The organism is Leifsonia araucanica (assembly GCF_051161895.1).
Taxonomy (GTDB): Bacteria; Actinomycetota; Actinomycetes; order Actinomycetales; family Microbacteriaceae; genus Leifsonia.
The window spans coordinates 3,685,485-3,701,691 of the sequence record NZ_JBMBTW010000002.1; the positions used below are offsets into that span (position 1 = coordinate 3,685,485).

At 68.8% G+C, this 16,207-nt stretch carries 10 protein-coding genes and 1 tRNA gene; all 11 read left to right on the plus strand.

What is annotated here, in order from left to right; genetic code table 11:
- Positions 1 to 77: 77 nt before the first annotated feature.
- The 11 genes from topA (at position 78) to ACN6M5_RS17795 (ending at position 16,064) form a co-directional block, all read left to right on the plus strand.
- The gene (gene topA, locus ACN6M5_RS17745) at positions 78 to 2,942 is read left to right on the plus strand and encodes a type I DNA topoisomerase (protein WP_434951876.1); all 2,865 of its coding nucleotides are present in this window, start codon (positions 78 to 80) and stop codon (positions 2,940 to 2,942) included.
- On the plus strand, positions 2,939 to 3,583 hold the full coding sequence (gene tmk, locus ACN6M5_RS17750) for a dTMP kinase (RefSeq protein ID WP_085369222.1): 645 nt from the start codon (positions 2,939 to 2,941) through the stop codon (positions 3,581 to 3,583). Before topA ends, tmk begins: the two co-directional genes overlap by 4 nt.
- A gap of 106 nt (positions 3,584 to 3,689) precedes the next feature.
- Positions 3,690 to 4,943: a DNA polymerase III subunit delta' gene (locus ACN6M5_RS17755; protein WP_434951879.1), complete on the plus strand. Its 1,254-nt coding sequence runs from the start codon at positions 3,690 to 3,692 to the stop codon at positions 4,941 to 4,943.
- Positions 4,940 to 6,517 (plus strand): alpha/beta hydrolase, encoded by a 1,578-nt coding sequence (locus ACN6M5_RS17760; protein WP_434951881.1) that lies wholly within the window; start codon positions 4,940 to 4,942, stop codon positions 6,515 to 6,517. Before ACN6M5_RS17755 ends, ACN6M5_RS17760 begins: the two co-directional genes overlap by 4 nt.
- A gap of 52 nt (positions 6,518 to 6,569) precedes the next feature.
- A complete protein-coding gene (locus ACN6M5_RS17765; protein WP_434951883.1) occupies positions 6,570 to 7,256 on the plus strand; it encodes a TetR family transcriptional regulator in 687 nt (228 codons plus the stop codon).
- 83 nt (positions 7,257 to 7,339) lie between these two features.
- A tRNA-Thr gene (locus tag ACN6M5_RS17770) sits at positions 7,340 to 7,415 on the plus strand.
- A gap of 285 nt (positions 7,416 to 7,700) precedes the next feature.
- A complete protein-coding gene (locus tag ACN6M5_RS17775; protein WP_434951885.1) occupies positions 7,701 to 10,256 on the plus strand; it encodes a PKD domain-containing protein in 2,556 nt (851 codons plus the stop codon).
- Entirely contained in the window at positions 10,253 to 11,512 is a 1,260-nt protein-coding gene (locus tag ACN6M5_RS17780) for an acyltransferase family protein (protein WP_434951887.1), read from the plus strand. The genes ACN6M5_RS17775 and ACN6M5_RS17780 overlap by 4 nt, the downstream gene beginning before the upstream one ends.
- Positions 11,513 to 11,531: 19 nt before the next feature.
- The gene (locus ACN6M5_RS17785) at positions 11,532 to 13,157 is read left to right on the plus strand and encodes a D-alanyl-D-alanine carboxypeptidase/D-alanyl-D-alanine-endopeptidase (protein WP_434951889.1); all 1,626 of its coding nucleotides are present in this window, start codon (positions 11,532 to 11,534) and stop codon (positions 13,155 to 13,157) included.
- Between the two features lie 11 nt (positions 13,158 to 13,168).
- A complete protein-coding gene (locus tag ACN6M5_RS17790) occupies positions 13,169 to 13,750 on the plus strand; it encodes an isochorismatase family protein (RefSeq protein ID WP_434951891.1) in 582 nt (193 codons plus the stop codon).
- Positions 13,751 to 13,832: 82 nt separating this feature from the next.
- Complete coding sequence (locus ACN6M5_RS17795; protein WP_434951893.1) at positions 13,833 to 16,064, plus strand: MMPL family transporter; 2,232 nt, start codon at positions 13,833 to 13,835, stop codon at positions 16,062 to 16,064.
- Positions 16,065 to 16,207 lie beyond the last annotated feature (143 nt).

Consider the following 16,207-nt stretch of genomic DNA (forward strand, 5'->3'; position numbering starts at 1 on the left):
CAGGGGTGCGGCGCCGGGGGAGCGCGCTACGAACGTCTAACTGTTGCAACACAGTGCGTACATATAAGAGGAGTCAGGTGTCTGACACGAAGAAACTCGTCATCGTCGAGTCACCGAACAAGGTGAAGTCGATCGCTCAGTATCTGGGTGACGGCTACGAGGTGATGGCATCCGTCGGACACATCCGCGACCTCATCGAGCCCAAGAACCTTCCGCCCGAGCTCAAGAAGGGCTCGCTCGGCAAGTTCTCCGTCGACGTCGAGAAGGGCTTCGAGCCCTACTACGTGGTCTCCGACCAGAAGAAGAAGACGGTCGCCGACCTCAAGCGGGCACTCAAGAACGCCGACGAACTCCTCCTCGCAACGGATGAGGACCGCGAAGGAGAGGCCATCGCGTGGCACCTCATCGAGGTGCTGCAGCCGAAGGTCCCCGTGAAGCGGATGGTGTTCCACGAGATCACCAAAGAAGCCATCGAGAAGGCCAGGGACAACACCAGAGAGATCGACACCGCGCTGGTCGACGCCCAAGAGACCAGGCGCATCCTGGACCGGCTGTACGGGTACGAGGTCTCGCCCGTGCTGTGGCGCAAGGTCGGCCCTGGGCTGTCCGCCGGGCGCGTGCAGTCCGCCGCGACCAGGCTCGTCGTCGACAGGGAGCGTGAGCGTCTCGCGTTCGTTCCTGCGTCCTACTGGGGCCTGACGGCGCACTTCACGCCGGAAGAGGCGAACGGTTTCGAGGCGAGGCTCGCCCGGTTGTCCGGAGAGCGCGTCGCCACAGGGCGCGACTTCGACGACCACGGAAAGCTCACGTCCAACGCGCGCACCCTGGACGAGGAAACCGCAACCAGCCTCGCCGCCGCCATCTCGCAGCCGAGCACCGTCGTCACGGTCGGCAAGGTCGACTCCAAGCCGTACTCCCGCCGCCCGGCTGCGCCGTTCACCACGTCGACCATGCAGCAGGAGGCTGCGCGCAAGCTGCGCTTCTCCGCGAAGCAGACGATGAGCGTCGCACAGTCGCTGTACGAGAGCGGCTACATCACCTATATGCGAACCGACTCCGCTTCGCTCTCCCAGCAGGCCACCAACGCGGCCCGCACCCAGGCCGCCAAGCTCTACGGACCGGAGACGGTTCCTGACAAGCCGCGTACCTACGCCTCGAAGAGCAAGAACGCCCAGGAGGCGCACGAGGCGATCCGCCCGTCCGGTGAGGTCTTCCGCACACCCGCCGAGCTCGAGAAGGTGCTCCGCGGCAACGAGTTCCGCCTGTACGACCTGATCTGGAAGCGCACCGTCGCCTCGCAGATGGCCGACGCCAAGGGACAGACCGCATCCGTCACCGTCGAGACGAAGATCACCGAGGGCGTCCACGACGGCACGGTCGGCGAGTTCACCGCGAGCGGCACCGTCATCACATTCCGTGGATTCCTCAACGCATACGAGGAGAGCAAGGACGAAGAGCGCAACTCGTCCGACTCCGCAGACGCCAAGCTGCCGCCGCTGCAGGTCGGCCAGGAGCTGCACGTCCAGGATGTGGAGGCCGACGGCCACGAGACCACCCCGCCGCCGCGCTACACGGAGGCCAGCCTCGTCAAGGCGCTCGAAGAGCTGGGCATCGGCCGGCCGTCGACGTTCGCCAGCATCATCTCGACGATCGTCGACCGCGGGTATGTCACGCCGCGCGGGCAGGCGCTCGTCCCGAGCTGGGTGGCGTTCTCCGTCGTCCGGCTGCTGGAGGACTACTTCGGCGACCTCGTGCAGTACGACTTCACCGCCGAGATGGAAGACGACCTCGACCGCATCGCCGACGGCGAGGCCGAGCGCGTCGACTGGCTGAACAGCTTCTACTTCGGCAGCGACAAGCACACCGGCCTTCGCCGGGTCATCGACAACATGGGAGAGATCGACGCGCGCAGCATCAACTCGATCGCCATCGACGACGACGTGACGCTGCGGATCGGCAAGTACGGCCCATACCTCGAAGTCGCCGAAGAAGGCGCGGCGGAAGGGGCAACGCCCCGCCGGGTGAACATCCCGCCGGAGCTCGCGCCCGACGAGCTGACGCCCGCCAAGGCGCACGAGCTCATCGAAGCACCCGTCCTCACCGACCGGGTCCTCGGCGTGAACCCCGAGAACGGCAAGAACATCGTCGCGAAGGACGGCCGGTTCGGGCCGTACGTGACCGAGATCGATCCGGAGGAGGCCGCGGCGGAGACCGTCGACCAGGCCACGGGAGAAGTCGTCGCCGCTCCGGCCAAGAAGCCGGTGAAGAAGGCCGCGGCCGCGAAGCCGCGCACGGCGTCCCTGTTCAAGTCGATGGACCTCGCGACCCTCGACCTCGACACCGCTCTGCAGCTGCTCGACCTGCCGCGCACGGTCGGGATCGACCCGGAGAGCGGGGAAGAGATCCAGGCCCAGAACGGACGATACGGCGCATACCTCAAGAAGGGCACGGACACCCGTTCGCTGACCAGCGAGGACGACATCTTCGGCATCGACCTGGCGGGGGCGCTCGAACTGTTCGCGCAGCCCAAGTACGGCAACCGGCGGGCGTCGAGCGCGCTCAAGGAGTTCGACGCCGACCCTGTCAGCGGCAAGGCGATCAAGGTCAAGGACGGCCGGTTCGGCCCGTACGTGACCGACGGCGAGACGAACGCGACCATCCCGCGCGGCGAGACGGTCGACGAGGTCGACTTCGAGCGGGCAGTGCAGCTGCTCGCTGACAAGCGCGCCAAGGGTCCGGCGAAGAAGGCACCCGCCAAGAAGGCTCCGGCCAAGAAGGCGCCCGCGAAGAAGCCTGCGGCGAAGTCCACGGCGGCGAAGACCACGGCGGCCAAGACGACGGCGGCGAAGACGACTACAGCCAAGACCACCGCGGCGAAGACGACCGCGGCCAAGACCACCACCACACGCAAGGCGGCGGCCACGAAACCGGCAGCGGAGTGAGCACGGTCGACACGCATCCGGAACGCCGCGGGCTCTTCATCACCATCGAGGGCGGCGACGGAACGGGCAAGTCAACGCAGGCGAAGCTGATCGAGGAGTGGCTGGCCGCGCGCGGTCGCACCGTCGTGCGCACCCGCGAGCCGGGTGGCACGGAGGTCGGCGTCGAGATCCGCGAGATCGTGCTGCACCATCGCGGCGACATCGCCGCTCGTGCGGAAGCCCTCCTCTACGCCGCCGACCGGGCGCACCACATCGAGACCTTCGTGCGGCCGGCGCTCGCGCGCGGGGAGGTGGTCCTGCAGGACCGCTACCTCGACTCCTCCGTCGCGTACCAGGGCGCAGGGCGGGTGCTCGACCCGAAGGAGATCCGCGACCTGTCGCTGTGGGCGGCGCAAGGGCTCCTGCCCGACCTGACGATTCTCCTCGACCTCGACGAGGCCACCGCCAGGCAGCGGCTCGACTCCTCGCGCACCCGCTATGACAGGCTCGAGGCAGAGAAGTCCGACTTCCACGCCCGCGTGCGCGCCGCATACCTCGGTCTGGCCGAGGCGGAGCCCGAGCGGTTCCTGGTGGTGGATGCGTCGCGTCCCGTCGACGAGATCGCCGCGGACATCCGCGCCAGGCTCGAACCGTATGTGTGACCCGGCGTATGAGTGACCAGGCATATGTCTGACTGCGGCCGCGAGCCGCGCATCCGGAGACGTCGTGGGTTCGGCGGTGTCGGTGGCGACCGCTAGCCTGGGAGGCATGGCAGTGTGGGATGACCTGACGGGTCAGGACGACGCCATCGCCATCTTCAAAGCCGCAGCGGCGGGAGGGTCTGCGCCCAGCGCATCCACTGTCGCCGTCGCTGAAGGAGGCGCCGCAGGGTCCGCGACGGCTGCAGGCTCCACGTCCGGCTCGCCGACCGGACGGAGCATGACGCACTCCTGGCTGATCACCGGGCCGCCCGGCTCCGGCAGGTCCAACCTCGCGTTCGCCTTCGCGACCGCGCTGCTCAGCCCCGGCACCCCGGAGGGCGACCTCGCGACGCAACGCCAGGTGGAGGCGCGCACGCACCCCGACCTCGCCGTGCTCAGCACCGAGCGCGTCATCATCTCCATCGAGGAGGTGCGCACGCTGGTCGCCAGCTCGCAGTTCTCCCCGTCGGTCGGCCGGTACCGCGTGATGATCATCGAAGACGCCGACCGGATGAGCGAGCGCACGTCGAACGTGCTCCTCAAGGCTCTGGAGGAGCCGCCGGAGCGCACCGTCTGGATCCTCTGCGCGCCCAGCGACGCCGACCTGATCCCGACCATCCGGTCGCGGGTCCGCACCGTGCGGCTGCGCGTTCCGAGCGTGTCCGATGTCGCGTCCCTCATCGAGCGCCGTGACGGCGTCGACTCCGTGACGGCCGAACGGGCGGCCCGGCACGCGCAGAGCCACATCGGCATGGCGCACCGGCTCGCGACCAACGACGAGGCCCGACGCAGGCGCGAGGAGACCCTGGAGCGCGTGCTGCGCATCCGGTCGGTCTCCGACGCCGTGATCACGGCGGCGAGCCTGCTCGAGATCGCCGGGGCAGACGCGAAGGCGATCACGGAGGAACGGGATGCGGAGGAGCGCGAGCACGCGCTGCGCTCGCTCGGCATCGAACCGGGTGGCACCATCCCTCCCGCGCTGCGCTCGCAGCTCCGGCAGCTCGAGGAGGACCAGAAGCGGCGGGCGACGCGCAGCCTCCGCGACGGGATCGACCGCATCCTGGTCGACCTGCTCTCGCTGTATCGGGACGTGATGATGCTGCAGCTCGGCAGCGGGAGCGAGCTCGTGAACCTCGAGCTGCGCGACCGGCTGGATGCTCTCAGCACTCACACGAGTCCCGCAGCTACGCTCGCCGCGATGGATGCGATCGCCACCGCCCGGCAGAGGATCGACGGGAACGTCGCGCCGGCGCTGGCGATCGAGGCCATGCTCACCACCATCCTGCGCGGCGGTGCCGCTCGAAAGGGGAACGACCAGTGACCACCCGCCAGGGCCGCCCAGCCGCTCGCCCCGCCCGGAGCGGAGCACGCCGCAGCACCCGCACCGTGCTCGTCGCGATCGCCGCCGTCGTCGCCCTGACCCTCACCGGATGCGTCACCTGGTTCATCCCCGCCAAGACCACGCAGACCTCCACCCCCGTCGCCGAGCAGGTCGCCGCCGACCTGCAGCCGTTCTACAGCCAGGTGCTGAAGTGGCAGAGCTGCGCCTCCGGCAAGCAGTGCGCGACGGCCAAAGCGCCCCTGGACTGGAAGAAGCCGTCGGCGGGAGAGATCGAGCTGGCGCTCATCCGGCAGACCGCCAAGGGCACGAAGCAGGGATCGCTGCTGGTGAACCCCGGCGGTCCTGGTGGTTCCGGCTACGACTTCGTGAGGGACTCCGTCGACTACGCGACGGACAGCACGCTGCAGCAGCACTTCGACGTGGTCGGCTTCGATCCGCGGGGTGTCGGGCACTCGACAGCCGTGAAGTGCTACGACGCCAAGCAGATGGACGAATACCTGTACGGCATCACGCCGGGCACGCGCGGGTCGGACGAGTGGATCGCGGAGAACACGACGGTGTCGAAAGACTTCGGCTCCGCCTGCTCGACCAACACCGGGTCGCTGCTGGAGCACGTCGACACCGTCAGCGCCGCGCGCGACCTCGACCTGCTGCGCGCCGTGCTGGGCGACAAGAAGCTCAACTACCTCGGATACTCGTACGGCACATACCTCGGCGCGGTCTACGCCGACCTCTACCCCGGCAAGACCGGCCGCCTCGTCCTCGACGGAGCGCTCGACCCCGCCGCGAGCAACTTCGACGTGACCAAGGTGCAGGCCGAAGGCTTCGAGAGCGCGCTGCGCGCATACCTCAAAGACTGTCTCGCGCAGAAGGACTGCCCGTTCAGCGGCTCGGTCGACGACTCGATGAAGACCATCAGCGACCTGCTCTCCTCGGTCGAGCGCAGTCCCATCCGCAACTCGGACGGGCGGGAACTCGGCGCGAACACGCTCGTCACCGCGATCATCTACCCGCTCTACGACGCGACGGCGTGGTCGTACCTGAGCGACATGTTCACCTCGGTGATGAAGGGGAGCGCATCCACCGCCTTCTCGCTGGCGGACGCATACAACAACAGGCAGAGCGACGGGACGTACGGGGACAACTCCACCGAGGCGTTCATGGCGATCAACTGCCTCGACTACACCTACGACGCCGATCCGGCGACGATGCGCTCGCAGGCCGCCCAGCTCGCGAAGGACGCGCCGGTGATCGGCCCGTACATGTCCTACGGCGACATCGGATGCGCGAACTGGCCGTACACCTCGACCGTCGAGCGCGGTCCGATCGCCGCGAAAGGCTCCGCGCCCATCCTGGTCGTCGGCACCACGAACGACCCGGCGACCCCGTACGTGTGGGCGAAGAACCTCGCGGGCGAGCTCGAGAACGGGCACCTGCTCACCTACAAGGGCGAGGGCCACACGGCGTACAACAAGTCCAACTCGTGCGTGAACGGCGCCGTCGATGAATTCCTCGTCAAGGGCACCATCCCGGAGGACGGGAAGACCTGCTGATCCGATCCTCCGCGGAGTGGTGCAAATTTGCAGAGAATGAAATAATCGTCCCATGAGCATGGTGCAGGAGGAACTCGGACTCCGCGAGCGGAAGCGCCTGGCGACCAGGCGCGCGATCCAGCTGGCCGCCCTCGAACTCGCCAGCGAGCGCGGCTTCGACCGGGTGACCATCGACGAGATCAGCCACGCGGCCAACGTGTCGCCCCGGACGTTCTTCAACTACTTCCCGTCGAAAGAGTCCGCCATCATCGGCGAGCTTCCCGAGCTGCCGGACGAGGAGCGCATCGAACGCTTCATCGACGCCGGGCCGGACGAGCCCATCCTCGACGGCATCAGCGAACTCCTGATCGCGGCGATCGACACGATCGAACTCACCGACGGCGATCCAGGAGGAGCGGAGGCGGCGGACGCGACCAGAAGCGTCCACGAACTCCACGCGCTCCGCAGGGCCCTCCTCAAAGACAACCCGGAACTCTTCGCCCAGCGCATGGCGAGCATGCACCAGTTCGAGGACGCCCTCAGCGCCATCGTGCAGCGCCGCCTCGCCCACGACGATCCCGAGCTCGCTGACGAGCACGAAGCGCTGCACCAGCGCGCCAGGCTCGTCACATACGTCTCCTTCGCCGGGATGCGCCACGCCTGGTCGTGCTGGGCGGACCACGGAGGCGTCGAGCCGCTGGCCGACCGCCTCCGCAGTTCGTTCGCACAGCTGCAGGCGCTCGGCACCCAGGTGCGCTGAGCCGCAATCTCAGATGGTCAGTGGCACCCTCCAACATCGGGTAAGCTATCTGACTGTGCGTTACGCCCCCGGGCGAGACCCACGCCGCCCTAGCTCAGTCGGCAGAGCATCTCACTCGTAATGAGAAGGTCAAGGGTTCGATTCCCTTGGGCGGCTCCACCAGCCCCGTCCCGCAGGACGGGGCTGCTTCTTTTGCCTCGCACCAGAAATCCGTGCCAGCACGGGGTCAACCGGGCTGTCTGAGGCGTACTCTGGTCGGAAGTTGAGAAACATTCAGGTTTGGCCGGGCCGAGAGCCCGCCGAACTCGTGGCCGGGGCAGCGCTCGACGAGAGCGGCGCCGAAGCGCGAACCCGAAACTTCACATCCGCCCGCCGCTTCGCCGAGCCGCCGGGCGCATCCCGCACTGTCCGCAGCGCGAGACGACAAGCCTGCCCGAGGTTGTCATGAGCATTTTCCGCACGTCCAGGTCCCGAGGTCTCGGAATCGCCGCGTCCGTCGTCACGGCGATCGGTCTCGTCTTCGGAGGGCTGGCGATCGCCGGCCCGGCCAGCGCAGACACCATGCCTCCCGACCCGACCAATCCGGCCACGCCGCCGACCGTCGGGGCGGATGCGCTGCCGACCACGCAGATCGACGGCGTCGCCTGGGCACAGACCGTCGTCGGGAACACCGTCTACGTCGCGGGCAAGTTCACCACCGCGCGCCCCGCAGGGTCGCCGGCCGGGTCGAACACGACCCCGCGCAGCAACCTGCTCGCGTACGACATCACCACGGGTGCGCTCATCTCCTCCTTCAACGTGCCGTTGAACGCGCAGGCGCTGGCCGTCGCGGCGACGCCGGACGGGAGCCGCGTGTACGTCGGTGGCGACTTCACCACCGCCGGCGGGGGCAACTACTACCGGATCGTGGCGATCAGCACGGCGACCGGGCAGATCGTCAGCTCGTTCCGGCCGATCATGGAGAGCGAGGTGAGGGCGCTCGCTGCGACCAACACGGCGGTCTACGCCGGAGGCACGTTCTCGAGCGTGAACGGCACGAGCCGGGGATACATCGCCAAGATCGACGCATCCAACGGCTCGTTGATGACCGGCTGGACGGCCAGCGCCGACTACGTCGTGGATGCGCTGGCCGTGAGCCCGGACGGCAGCAAAGTGTATGCGGGCGGCCGCTTCAAGAACATGAACGGCAGCGCACACTACGGCCTGGCCATGCTGACGGGGACGACGGGCGCCAACCTGCCGTTCCCCGCCAACAGCGTGGTCAGGGATGCGGGAACCCAGGCCGGGATCACCACCCTGGTCGCGACAGCCGACCGCATCTACGGCGCCGGGTACGTGTTCGGTTCCGGCGGCAATCTGGAGGGCAGTTTCGCGGCCGACGCGAACTCGGGAGCCCTCATCTGGCTGGAGGATTGCCACGGCGACACGTACTCGGTCTACCCGCTCGGCGACGCGCTCTACGCCGTCGGTCACCCGCACGACTGCCGGAACGTTGGCGGATATCCGGAGACCAACCCGCGCACCTTCCACCACTCCATCGCGTTCTCGAAGGCGAGGACGGGGACGCTCACGAACGACGGCAACCGCAGCTACTTCAACTTCAGCGGCCAGCCGTCGCCGACGCTGCTGAACTGGTTCCCCGACTACGTGACCGGTTCGTACACCGGCCAGGGGCAGGCCGCGTGGAGCCTTGCGGGCAACAGCCAGTACCTCGCGGTCGGTGGTGAGTTCCCATTCGTCAACGGCGTTGCCCAGTACGGCCTCACCCGGTATGCGTTCGACAGCGTCGTACGCAGCAAGGTCGGACCGAACAACAACACCGCCGCCACACCGAACGCCACCTCGCCCGCCGCAGGGCAGGCCAGGATCACCTGGACATCGACATACGACCAGGACAACACCAACCTGAACTACAAACTCGTCCGCGACGGCAACACCGCCAGCCCGGTCTACCAGACCAACCAGCTGTCGACGTTCTGGAACCGTCCGGCGATGGGCTTCACCGACAGCGGGCTCGCCGGGGGCAGCCAGCACACCTATCGCCTCTACGTCACGGATCCGGACGGCAACCAGATCAACCGCACGGGCAACACGGTGACCATCGCGGGCGGAGGAGCGAACCAGAACCCGGTCGCGTCGTTCGTGGCGACGCCGAACGGGCTGTCCGTGTCCGTCGACGGCAGCGCATCCAGTGATCCGGACGGGTCCATCGCCTCGTACGCGTGGACGTTCGGCGACGGAGGCACGGCGACGGGCGCCACGGCAGGCCACACCTACGCGGCGGCCGGCACATACACTGTCGCGCTCACGGTGACGGACAACAGGGGCGGCCAGGCCAGCACCTCCAAACCGGTGACGGTCACGGCGGCAACCGGCAACACGGTGGCACGGGATGCGTTCGAACGGTCGGTCGCGAGCGGCTGGGGCACCGCGGACGTCGGCGGCGCCTGGACGGGCGCGGGGGTCGCCTCCGCGTACGCCGTCGCCTCCGGGACCGGGCAGATGATCGTGCCGGCCGGGAACACCAAGACGGAGACGCTGAACGCGGTGTCGTCGAACAGGACGGACACGACGGTGACCTTCACCACCGATGTCGCGTCGTCGGGTGGCGGGATCTTCGTCTCCGCCATCGGACGCCAGGTCGGTTCCGTCGGCTACGAGGGCCGCGCCTGGATCAGCTCGAGCGGGGCCGTGCAGGTGCAGCTGCTGCAGAGCGGCAACACCTTGCAGGCCGTGCCGGTCTCCGGGCTGACATACGCGGCGGGCCAACAGCTCTCGCTGCGCGTCCAGGTGTTCGGCACGTCGCCGACCACCGTGCGTGCGAAGCTCTGGCCCGCCATCCAGGCCGAGCCCACCGCCTGGCAGGCGAGCGTGACAGACGCGACCGCCGCCCTGCAGGCGAACGGCGCGGTCGGCCTGCGCGTGTACGTGTCGGCGGCGGCGACGCTCACCCCGGTGACCACCCGGTTCGACAACTACGCCGTGGCGGTCGTTCCGTGACGTCGGCTCCGGGTGAGGGGGCGCCCGAAGCCGCGCACGGAGCGGCACCGGCGGCGACGGGTCATCGGTACCGCTCCCTCGATGGCCTCCGCGGGGTCGCCGCCCTGTCTGTGGTGATCTATCACGCACTGCTCGTGGTGCCCGCGGTCTCCGTGCTCTACATCGAGAAGGCGGACGCGACGCCGCTGACTCCGGAATGGTGGCTGTTCCGCACACCGTTGCGACTGGTCATGCCCGGGCACGAGGCCGTGCTGATCTTCTTCGTGCTCTCCGGTTTCGTGCTCACCCTTCCGCTGCTGACGCACCGGCAGAGTCCGAGGAGCATCCTGGCGTACTACGGCAGGCGCATCCTGAGGCTGTACGTCCCGGTGTGGGGTGCCGTGGCGTTCGCGCTGCTGTTGGCCGTGGCCGTGCCGCGCGACCCATCGGTGGGGAGCAGCTGGCTGGCCACCCACCTCCCTCCGACCTTCTCGGCGGTGTGGCACGACCTGGTGCTGGTGCTCGGCACCTCCAACCTCGACAGCCCGCTGTGGTCGCTGACCTGGGAAGTGTGGTTCTCGCTGCTGCTCCCCGTGATGTTCGTGCTGCTGAAGGTCGCGCGCGTGCACGACTGGTGGCTGGGCGGTATCGCGTTGCTCATCGCCCTGTCCGCCGTCTCGCGCTTCCCGGCCGTGCTCGACGCGCTCCCGCTGTCGTGGCTGACCGGAGGGATCCTGCAGTATCTGCCGGTGTTCGGGATCGGGATGATCGTCGCCTCGCGGCGGGAGACGATCGCGCGGCTGGCCACGCGCATCCGGAGCTGGTGGCCGGTGATCGCGGGAGCGCTGCTGCTGATGATCTCGCCGAGCCTCGTGCCGACGGGCGCGGTGTATACGCCGGTGTCCGCGGCGCTCGCCGCTGTGAGCCTGATCGGTGTGGCCGGAGTGGTCTTCATCGCGCTCGAAGCCCCGGCAAGGCGGGTGCTGGAGACCCGGCCGGTGCAGTGGGCGGGCACGCGCTCGTTCAGCGTGTACCTCATCCACGAGCCGATCCTGGTGGCTGCCGCGCTGGTCACCGGGGCGGACGCGTGGCTGCCGTGGCTGTTCGTCGCGCTGGCGCTGCTGCCGGTGGTCCTACTGGCGGCAGAGGGGTTCTACCGGGTGATCGAGCGGCCGTCGATGCTGCTGTCGCAGCGGGTCGGGCGGGCGATCCTGGCGCCGCCGGCCGCGAGACGGCGCGTGCTCGCACCGGCGCATCCGGATTCGCTCTCCCAGTAAACGCAGGTAATATACCCGGATGCGCGAATCGGACCAGCCCGATATTGGCATGCCGGACGGCTCTGAACCGGAATCGGCCGACACCCCCGCCACCATCGTCCCTCCAGCGGACTCGGCATCGCCGAGCGATCCCGCCACCGCGTCGACCCGTGCGGCCAGGCGCTCGGAGGAGCGCGCCGGGTCGGGCGCAGGCGTCGGCGCCGGTGCGGCCGCGGCCTTCGGAGGCGTGCTCGCCGCGATCAGGAACCACCCGAAGGCGTGGATCATCGCCGGGGCATCCGCTGCGTTCGTCATCCTCGGCGCAGGGTCGGTGGCCCTCGGGGCTACCGTCGGCTCGCCCGCCGAGGCGGCCGCCGTGCCGACCCACAGCGCGACCCCGACTCCCACGCCCACCCCGACCAAGACCGCCGACCCTGTGCGTCCCGTCCCCGCCAACCAGCCGGCGGCAAGCCGTGTGCGCACCTGCTCCGTTGCCGGGCTGTCGCAGGACGGCAGGCTCGGCAACCTCGAAGCCCAGGTGGTGGATGCGCGCACCGGCGAGGTCGTCTTCGACAGGAACGGCGGAAAGCCGGGACCCACCGCGAGCGTGCTGAAGACCCTCACCTCCGCTGCCGCTCTGCAGGTGCTCGGCCCCGACTACCGGGTGGCGACCACGGTGGTCAAGGGCAGCGTGCCCGGCCAGATCGTCATCGTCGGCGGGGGAGACGTCACGCTCTCCCGGCTGCCGGACGGACAGGCGTCGTTCTACACCGGCGCCCCGAAGATCCAGGATCTCGCCAATCAGGTCAACCAGGCGATGGGCGGCCAGCCCGTCACCTCGATCGTCACGGACACGTCGCTGTTCGGCGGCCCGGTGTGGCAGCCGAGCTGGGACGAGCGCGAGGAGCGCGTCGTCGAAGGCTCGACCTCGTACATCACAGCGCTGCAGGTGGACGGCGATAGGGACGACCCCACCGCCGTCGAGTCCCCGCGCAGCACCGACCCCGTCGCCCGTGCCGTGCAGTACTTCCAGCAGTACCTCGGCACGAACGTCCCGGTCAGCGCAGGCACGGCCCCGGCGGGAGCTCCGCAGCTCGCGGCCGTGCAGTCGCAGCCGGTGACCACGCTGATCGACCAGGCGATGCGCGTCTCCGACAACACGATCATGGAGGAGCTGGCCAGGCTCGTCGCGATCAAGACGGGCGCAGGCAACACGTTCGACGCCGAGAACGCCGGGGTGCTCGCCGCGCTGAAGCCGTACGGCATCGACACCACGGGCATCCACATTGCCGACGGGTCGGGGCTCAGCGCGGACAACGCCGTGCCGCCGTCGTACCTGACGCAGCTGTTCATCAAGGTGCTCAACAAGCAGAACGGGCTCGGCGTCGTCTACGACGGCCTGCCGGTCGCCGGGCAGTCCGGCACGCTCGGGCCGGGATACAGCAGGTTCACCGGAGCGAACTCGGTCGCCAGGGGAGCCGTGCTCGCGAAGACCGGGTGGATCGACAACGGGTACACGCTGTCCGGGATCATCAACGCGGCGGACGGCACCCCGCTGACGTTCGCGGTGTTCGCGCTCGGCAATGTGGGAGACAATGCCAAGCAGGCGATCGACACGCTCGTCACCGGCTTCTACAAGTGCGGCGGCAACCTCTCCAACCAGTGACGGAGGCCATCATGGGCAAGGCTCTGTTCATCATCGACGTGCAGAACGACTTCACGGAGGGCGGCGCCCTGGGCGTCGACGGCGGCGCTGCGGTGGCCGCGGGGATCACCCGCTACCTCGCCGAGCATGCCTCCGAGTATGCGGAGATCTTCGCCAGCCGCGATTGGCACGACGCCGACAACGACAACGGCGGGCACTTCGCGACGGATGCGTCCCCGGACTTCGTCGTCACCTGGCCGCAGCACTGCGTGGCGGGCACGACGGGCGCCGAATACCACCCGGCGCTCGACACCTCTGCGGTGACGTTCCACATCCGGAAGGGCCAGGGCGTCCCGGCGTACTCGATCTTCGAGGGTCACACCGAGGCGGGGTCGAGCGTGCACAACCTGCTCGACGAGCACGGCATCGACCAGATCGACGTCGTCGGCATCGCGACGGACTACTGCGTGCGGGCGTCCGCCCTGGATGCGCTGAGCCAGGGTCAGCGGGTCCGCGTGCTGACCGACCTGGTGGCGGGGGTCGCGCCCGCGTCGTCGGAGGCGGCGCTGGCGGAGCTGGCGCACGCGGGAGCGGAGCTCGTCACGGCGGGGTGATAGGCGGGACGCGGGGTAGCACCCTCACATTATGCGCGCTAAGCTGATTACTAACTTGGCTAGCTAATCCGGAGGCGCACTGATGAAGACCCGATCCGACTGGACTCCGGCACGCTGGCTGCGCATCGTGCTGCCCGCCGTCGTCATCGTCATCTGGTTCATCGCCGCCGGCGTCGGCGGTCCTACCTTCGGCAAGCTCTCCTCCGTCTCCGAGAACGGCCAGGCCGCCTTCCTCCCTGCCAGTGCGGAGTCGACGGAAGTGCAGGAGTGGCAGAAGAAGTTCACGGACTCGAATGCGATCCCGGCGATCGTGGTGGTGCAGTCGGACGCGAGCATCCCGAAGTCGGACCTGGCGGAGTACGCGAGTCTCGGCGTGAAACTCGGTCAGGTCGACGGCGTGCAGAAGCCGGAAGGCGATGCCGAGACCAGCGTCGCGGGGCCGATCCCGTCCGAGGACGGCAAAGCGGTCGAGTTCATCGTTCCGATCGCGGACTCCGACCACGTGAAGACCGTGGTCGCCGACCTGCGCACCGTGGTCGCCGACAACCTGCCGGACGGAACCCAGGGCTGGGTGACCGGACCCGCCGGGCTCACCGCCGACCTGGTCAACGCATTCGGCGGCATCGACGGCATCCTGCTGCTGGTGGCCGTCGGCGCCGTGTTCCTCATCCTGCTGCTGGTCTACCGATCGCTCGTGCTGCCGTTCCTCGTGCTGTTCACGTCGATCTTCGCCCTGTGCGCCGCGATCCTGGTGGTCTACCTGTTCGCGCTGTGGGGCTGGATCAAGCTCAGCGGGCAGAGCCAGGGCATCCTGTCGATCCTGGTGATCGGCGCCGCCACGGACTATTCGCTGCTGCTGGTCGCCCGCTACCGGGAGTCCCTGGAGCACGTCGAGTCGCGCTGGGCGGCCATCGGGCGGGCCTGGCGTGCGGCGTGGGAGCCGATCGCCGCCTCCGGTGCGACGGTGATCCTGGCCTTGCTGTGCCTGCTCTTCTCCGACCTCAACTCCAACAAGAGCCTCGGGCCGATCGCCGCCATCGGCATCGTGTTCTCGCTGCTGTCCGCCCTCACCCTGCTCCCGATGCTGCTCGTCGTGTTCGGCCGCGTCTCGTTCTGGCCGTTCCGCCCGAAGTTCGTTGGCGAGCATCCGGCGGAGCACAAGCACGCCGACGGCCGGCGCATCGCGGGGCTCGAAGGCATCACGGGACTCTGGCGCAGGGTCGGGACCCTCATCGCCCGCCGCCCCAGGGTGACCTGGGTCGTCGCCCTCGTGCTGCTCGCGGCGTGCGCCGCCGGCGTCACCCAGCTGAAGGCGAACGGGGTGCAGCAGACCGACCTCGTGCTCACCCAGTCGGACGCCGCCGACGGGCAGAAGATCCTCGCGAAGCACTTCGACGCCGGCTCGGGCAGCCCCGTGCTCATCGTCGCGAAGGAAGGCGACGCGGATGCTGTCCTCTCCGCCGTCGAGAACACGGATGGCATCGCGACGGCCACGCTCTACACCGGCAACGCCCGGCCCGCCTCGGCCGGCGGCGCATCCGGTCCGGCCGGCCCGGCGCCGGAACCGATCGTGAAGGACGGCCGCGTGCTCATCAACGCGACCCTCTCGTCGGAGGCGGACTCCGCCGCGGCGGAGCAGACGGTCCGCGATCTGAGGGAGACCCTGCCGAAGACGGACCCGACGGTGCTCGTCGGCGGCGTCACCGCCATCGCGCTCGACACCAACGACACTGCGCAGAGCGACCTGATCAAGATCATCCCGATCGTGCTCGCGGTCATCCTGGTGATCCTGATGCTGCTGCTCCGCTCGATCCTCGCCCCCGTGCTCCTCATCGCGAGCGTCGTGCTCTCGTACGCGGCAGCGCTCGGTGTCTCGGCCCTGGTGTTCAACCACCTGTTCCACTTCCCCGGAGCGGACGCCGCGGTGCCGCTGTTCGGCTTCGTGTTCCTGGTGGCGCTCGGCGTGGACTACAACATCTTCCTGATGACGCGGGTGAGGGAGGAGTCCCTGCGCATCGGGACGCGCCCCGGCATCCTGCGCGGCCTCGGCGTGACGGGCAGCGTCATCACGTCGGCCGGCGTCGTCCTGGCGGCGACGTTCGCGGCCCTCGGCGTCATCCCGATCCTGTTCCTGGCGCAGATCGCCTTCATCGTCGCCTTCGGCGTCCTGCTCGACACGGTCATCGTGCGCTCGCTGCTGGTGCCCGCCGTCTCCTACGACATCGGTCGCGCGATCTGGTGGCCGTCGAAGCTGTGGAAGGACGCGACGCACGAGGAGCGGCGTGGGGCGGAAGCGGTGACGACCGCCGAGTAGGCGGTAGCGCAATCCGCCTGCCGTGCCCGAAGCCGACTGTGCACATTGTGCAGTGTCCGCGACGCATCCATATCCGGAATAGACAGGATGAGCAGCGCACGCTGAGCGTGTTGCCCACCGCATCCGGCCCTGCGAGCATGGCG

Bases quoted from the DNA above. Each gene is read 5' to 3' on its own strand.
- ACN6M5_RS17755 (WP_434951879.1), top strand. From the start codon at position 3,690: ATGGCAGTGTGGGATGACCTGACGGGTCAGGACGACGCCATCGCCATC.
- ACN6M5_RS17785 (WP_434951889.1), top strand. From the start codon at position 11,532: ATGCGCGAATCGGACCAGCCCGATATTGGCATGCCGGACGGCTCTGAA.
- ACN6M5_RS17790 (WP_434951891.1), top strand. From the start codon at position 13,169: ATGGGCAAGGCTCTGTTCATCATCGACGTGCAGAACGACTTCACGGAG.
- ACN6M5_RS17775 (WP_434951885.1), top strand. From the start codon at position 7,701: ATGAGCATTTTCCGCACGTCCAGGTCCCGAGGTCTCGGAATCGCCGCG.
- ACN6M5_RS17795 (WP_434951893.1), top strand. From the start codon at position 13,833: ATGAAGACCCGATCCGACTGGACTCCGGCACGCTGGCTGCGCATCGTG.
- ACN6M5_RS17765 (WP_434951883.1), top strand. From the start codon at position 6,570: ATGAGCATGGTGCAGGAGGAACTCGGACTCCGCGAGCGGAAGCGCCTG.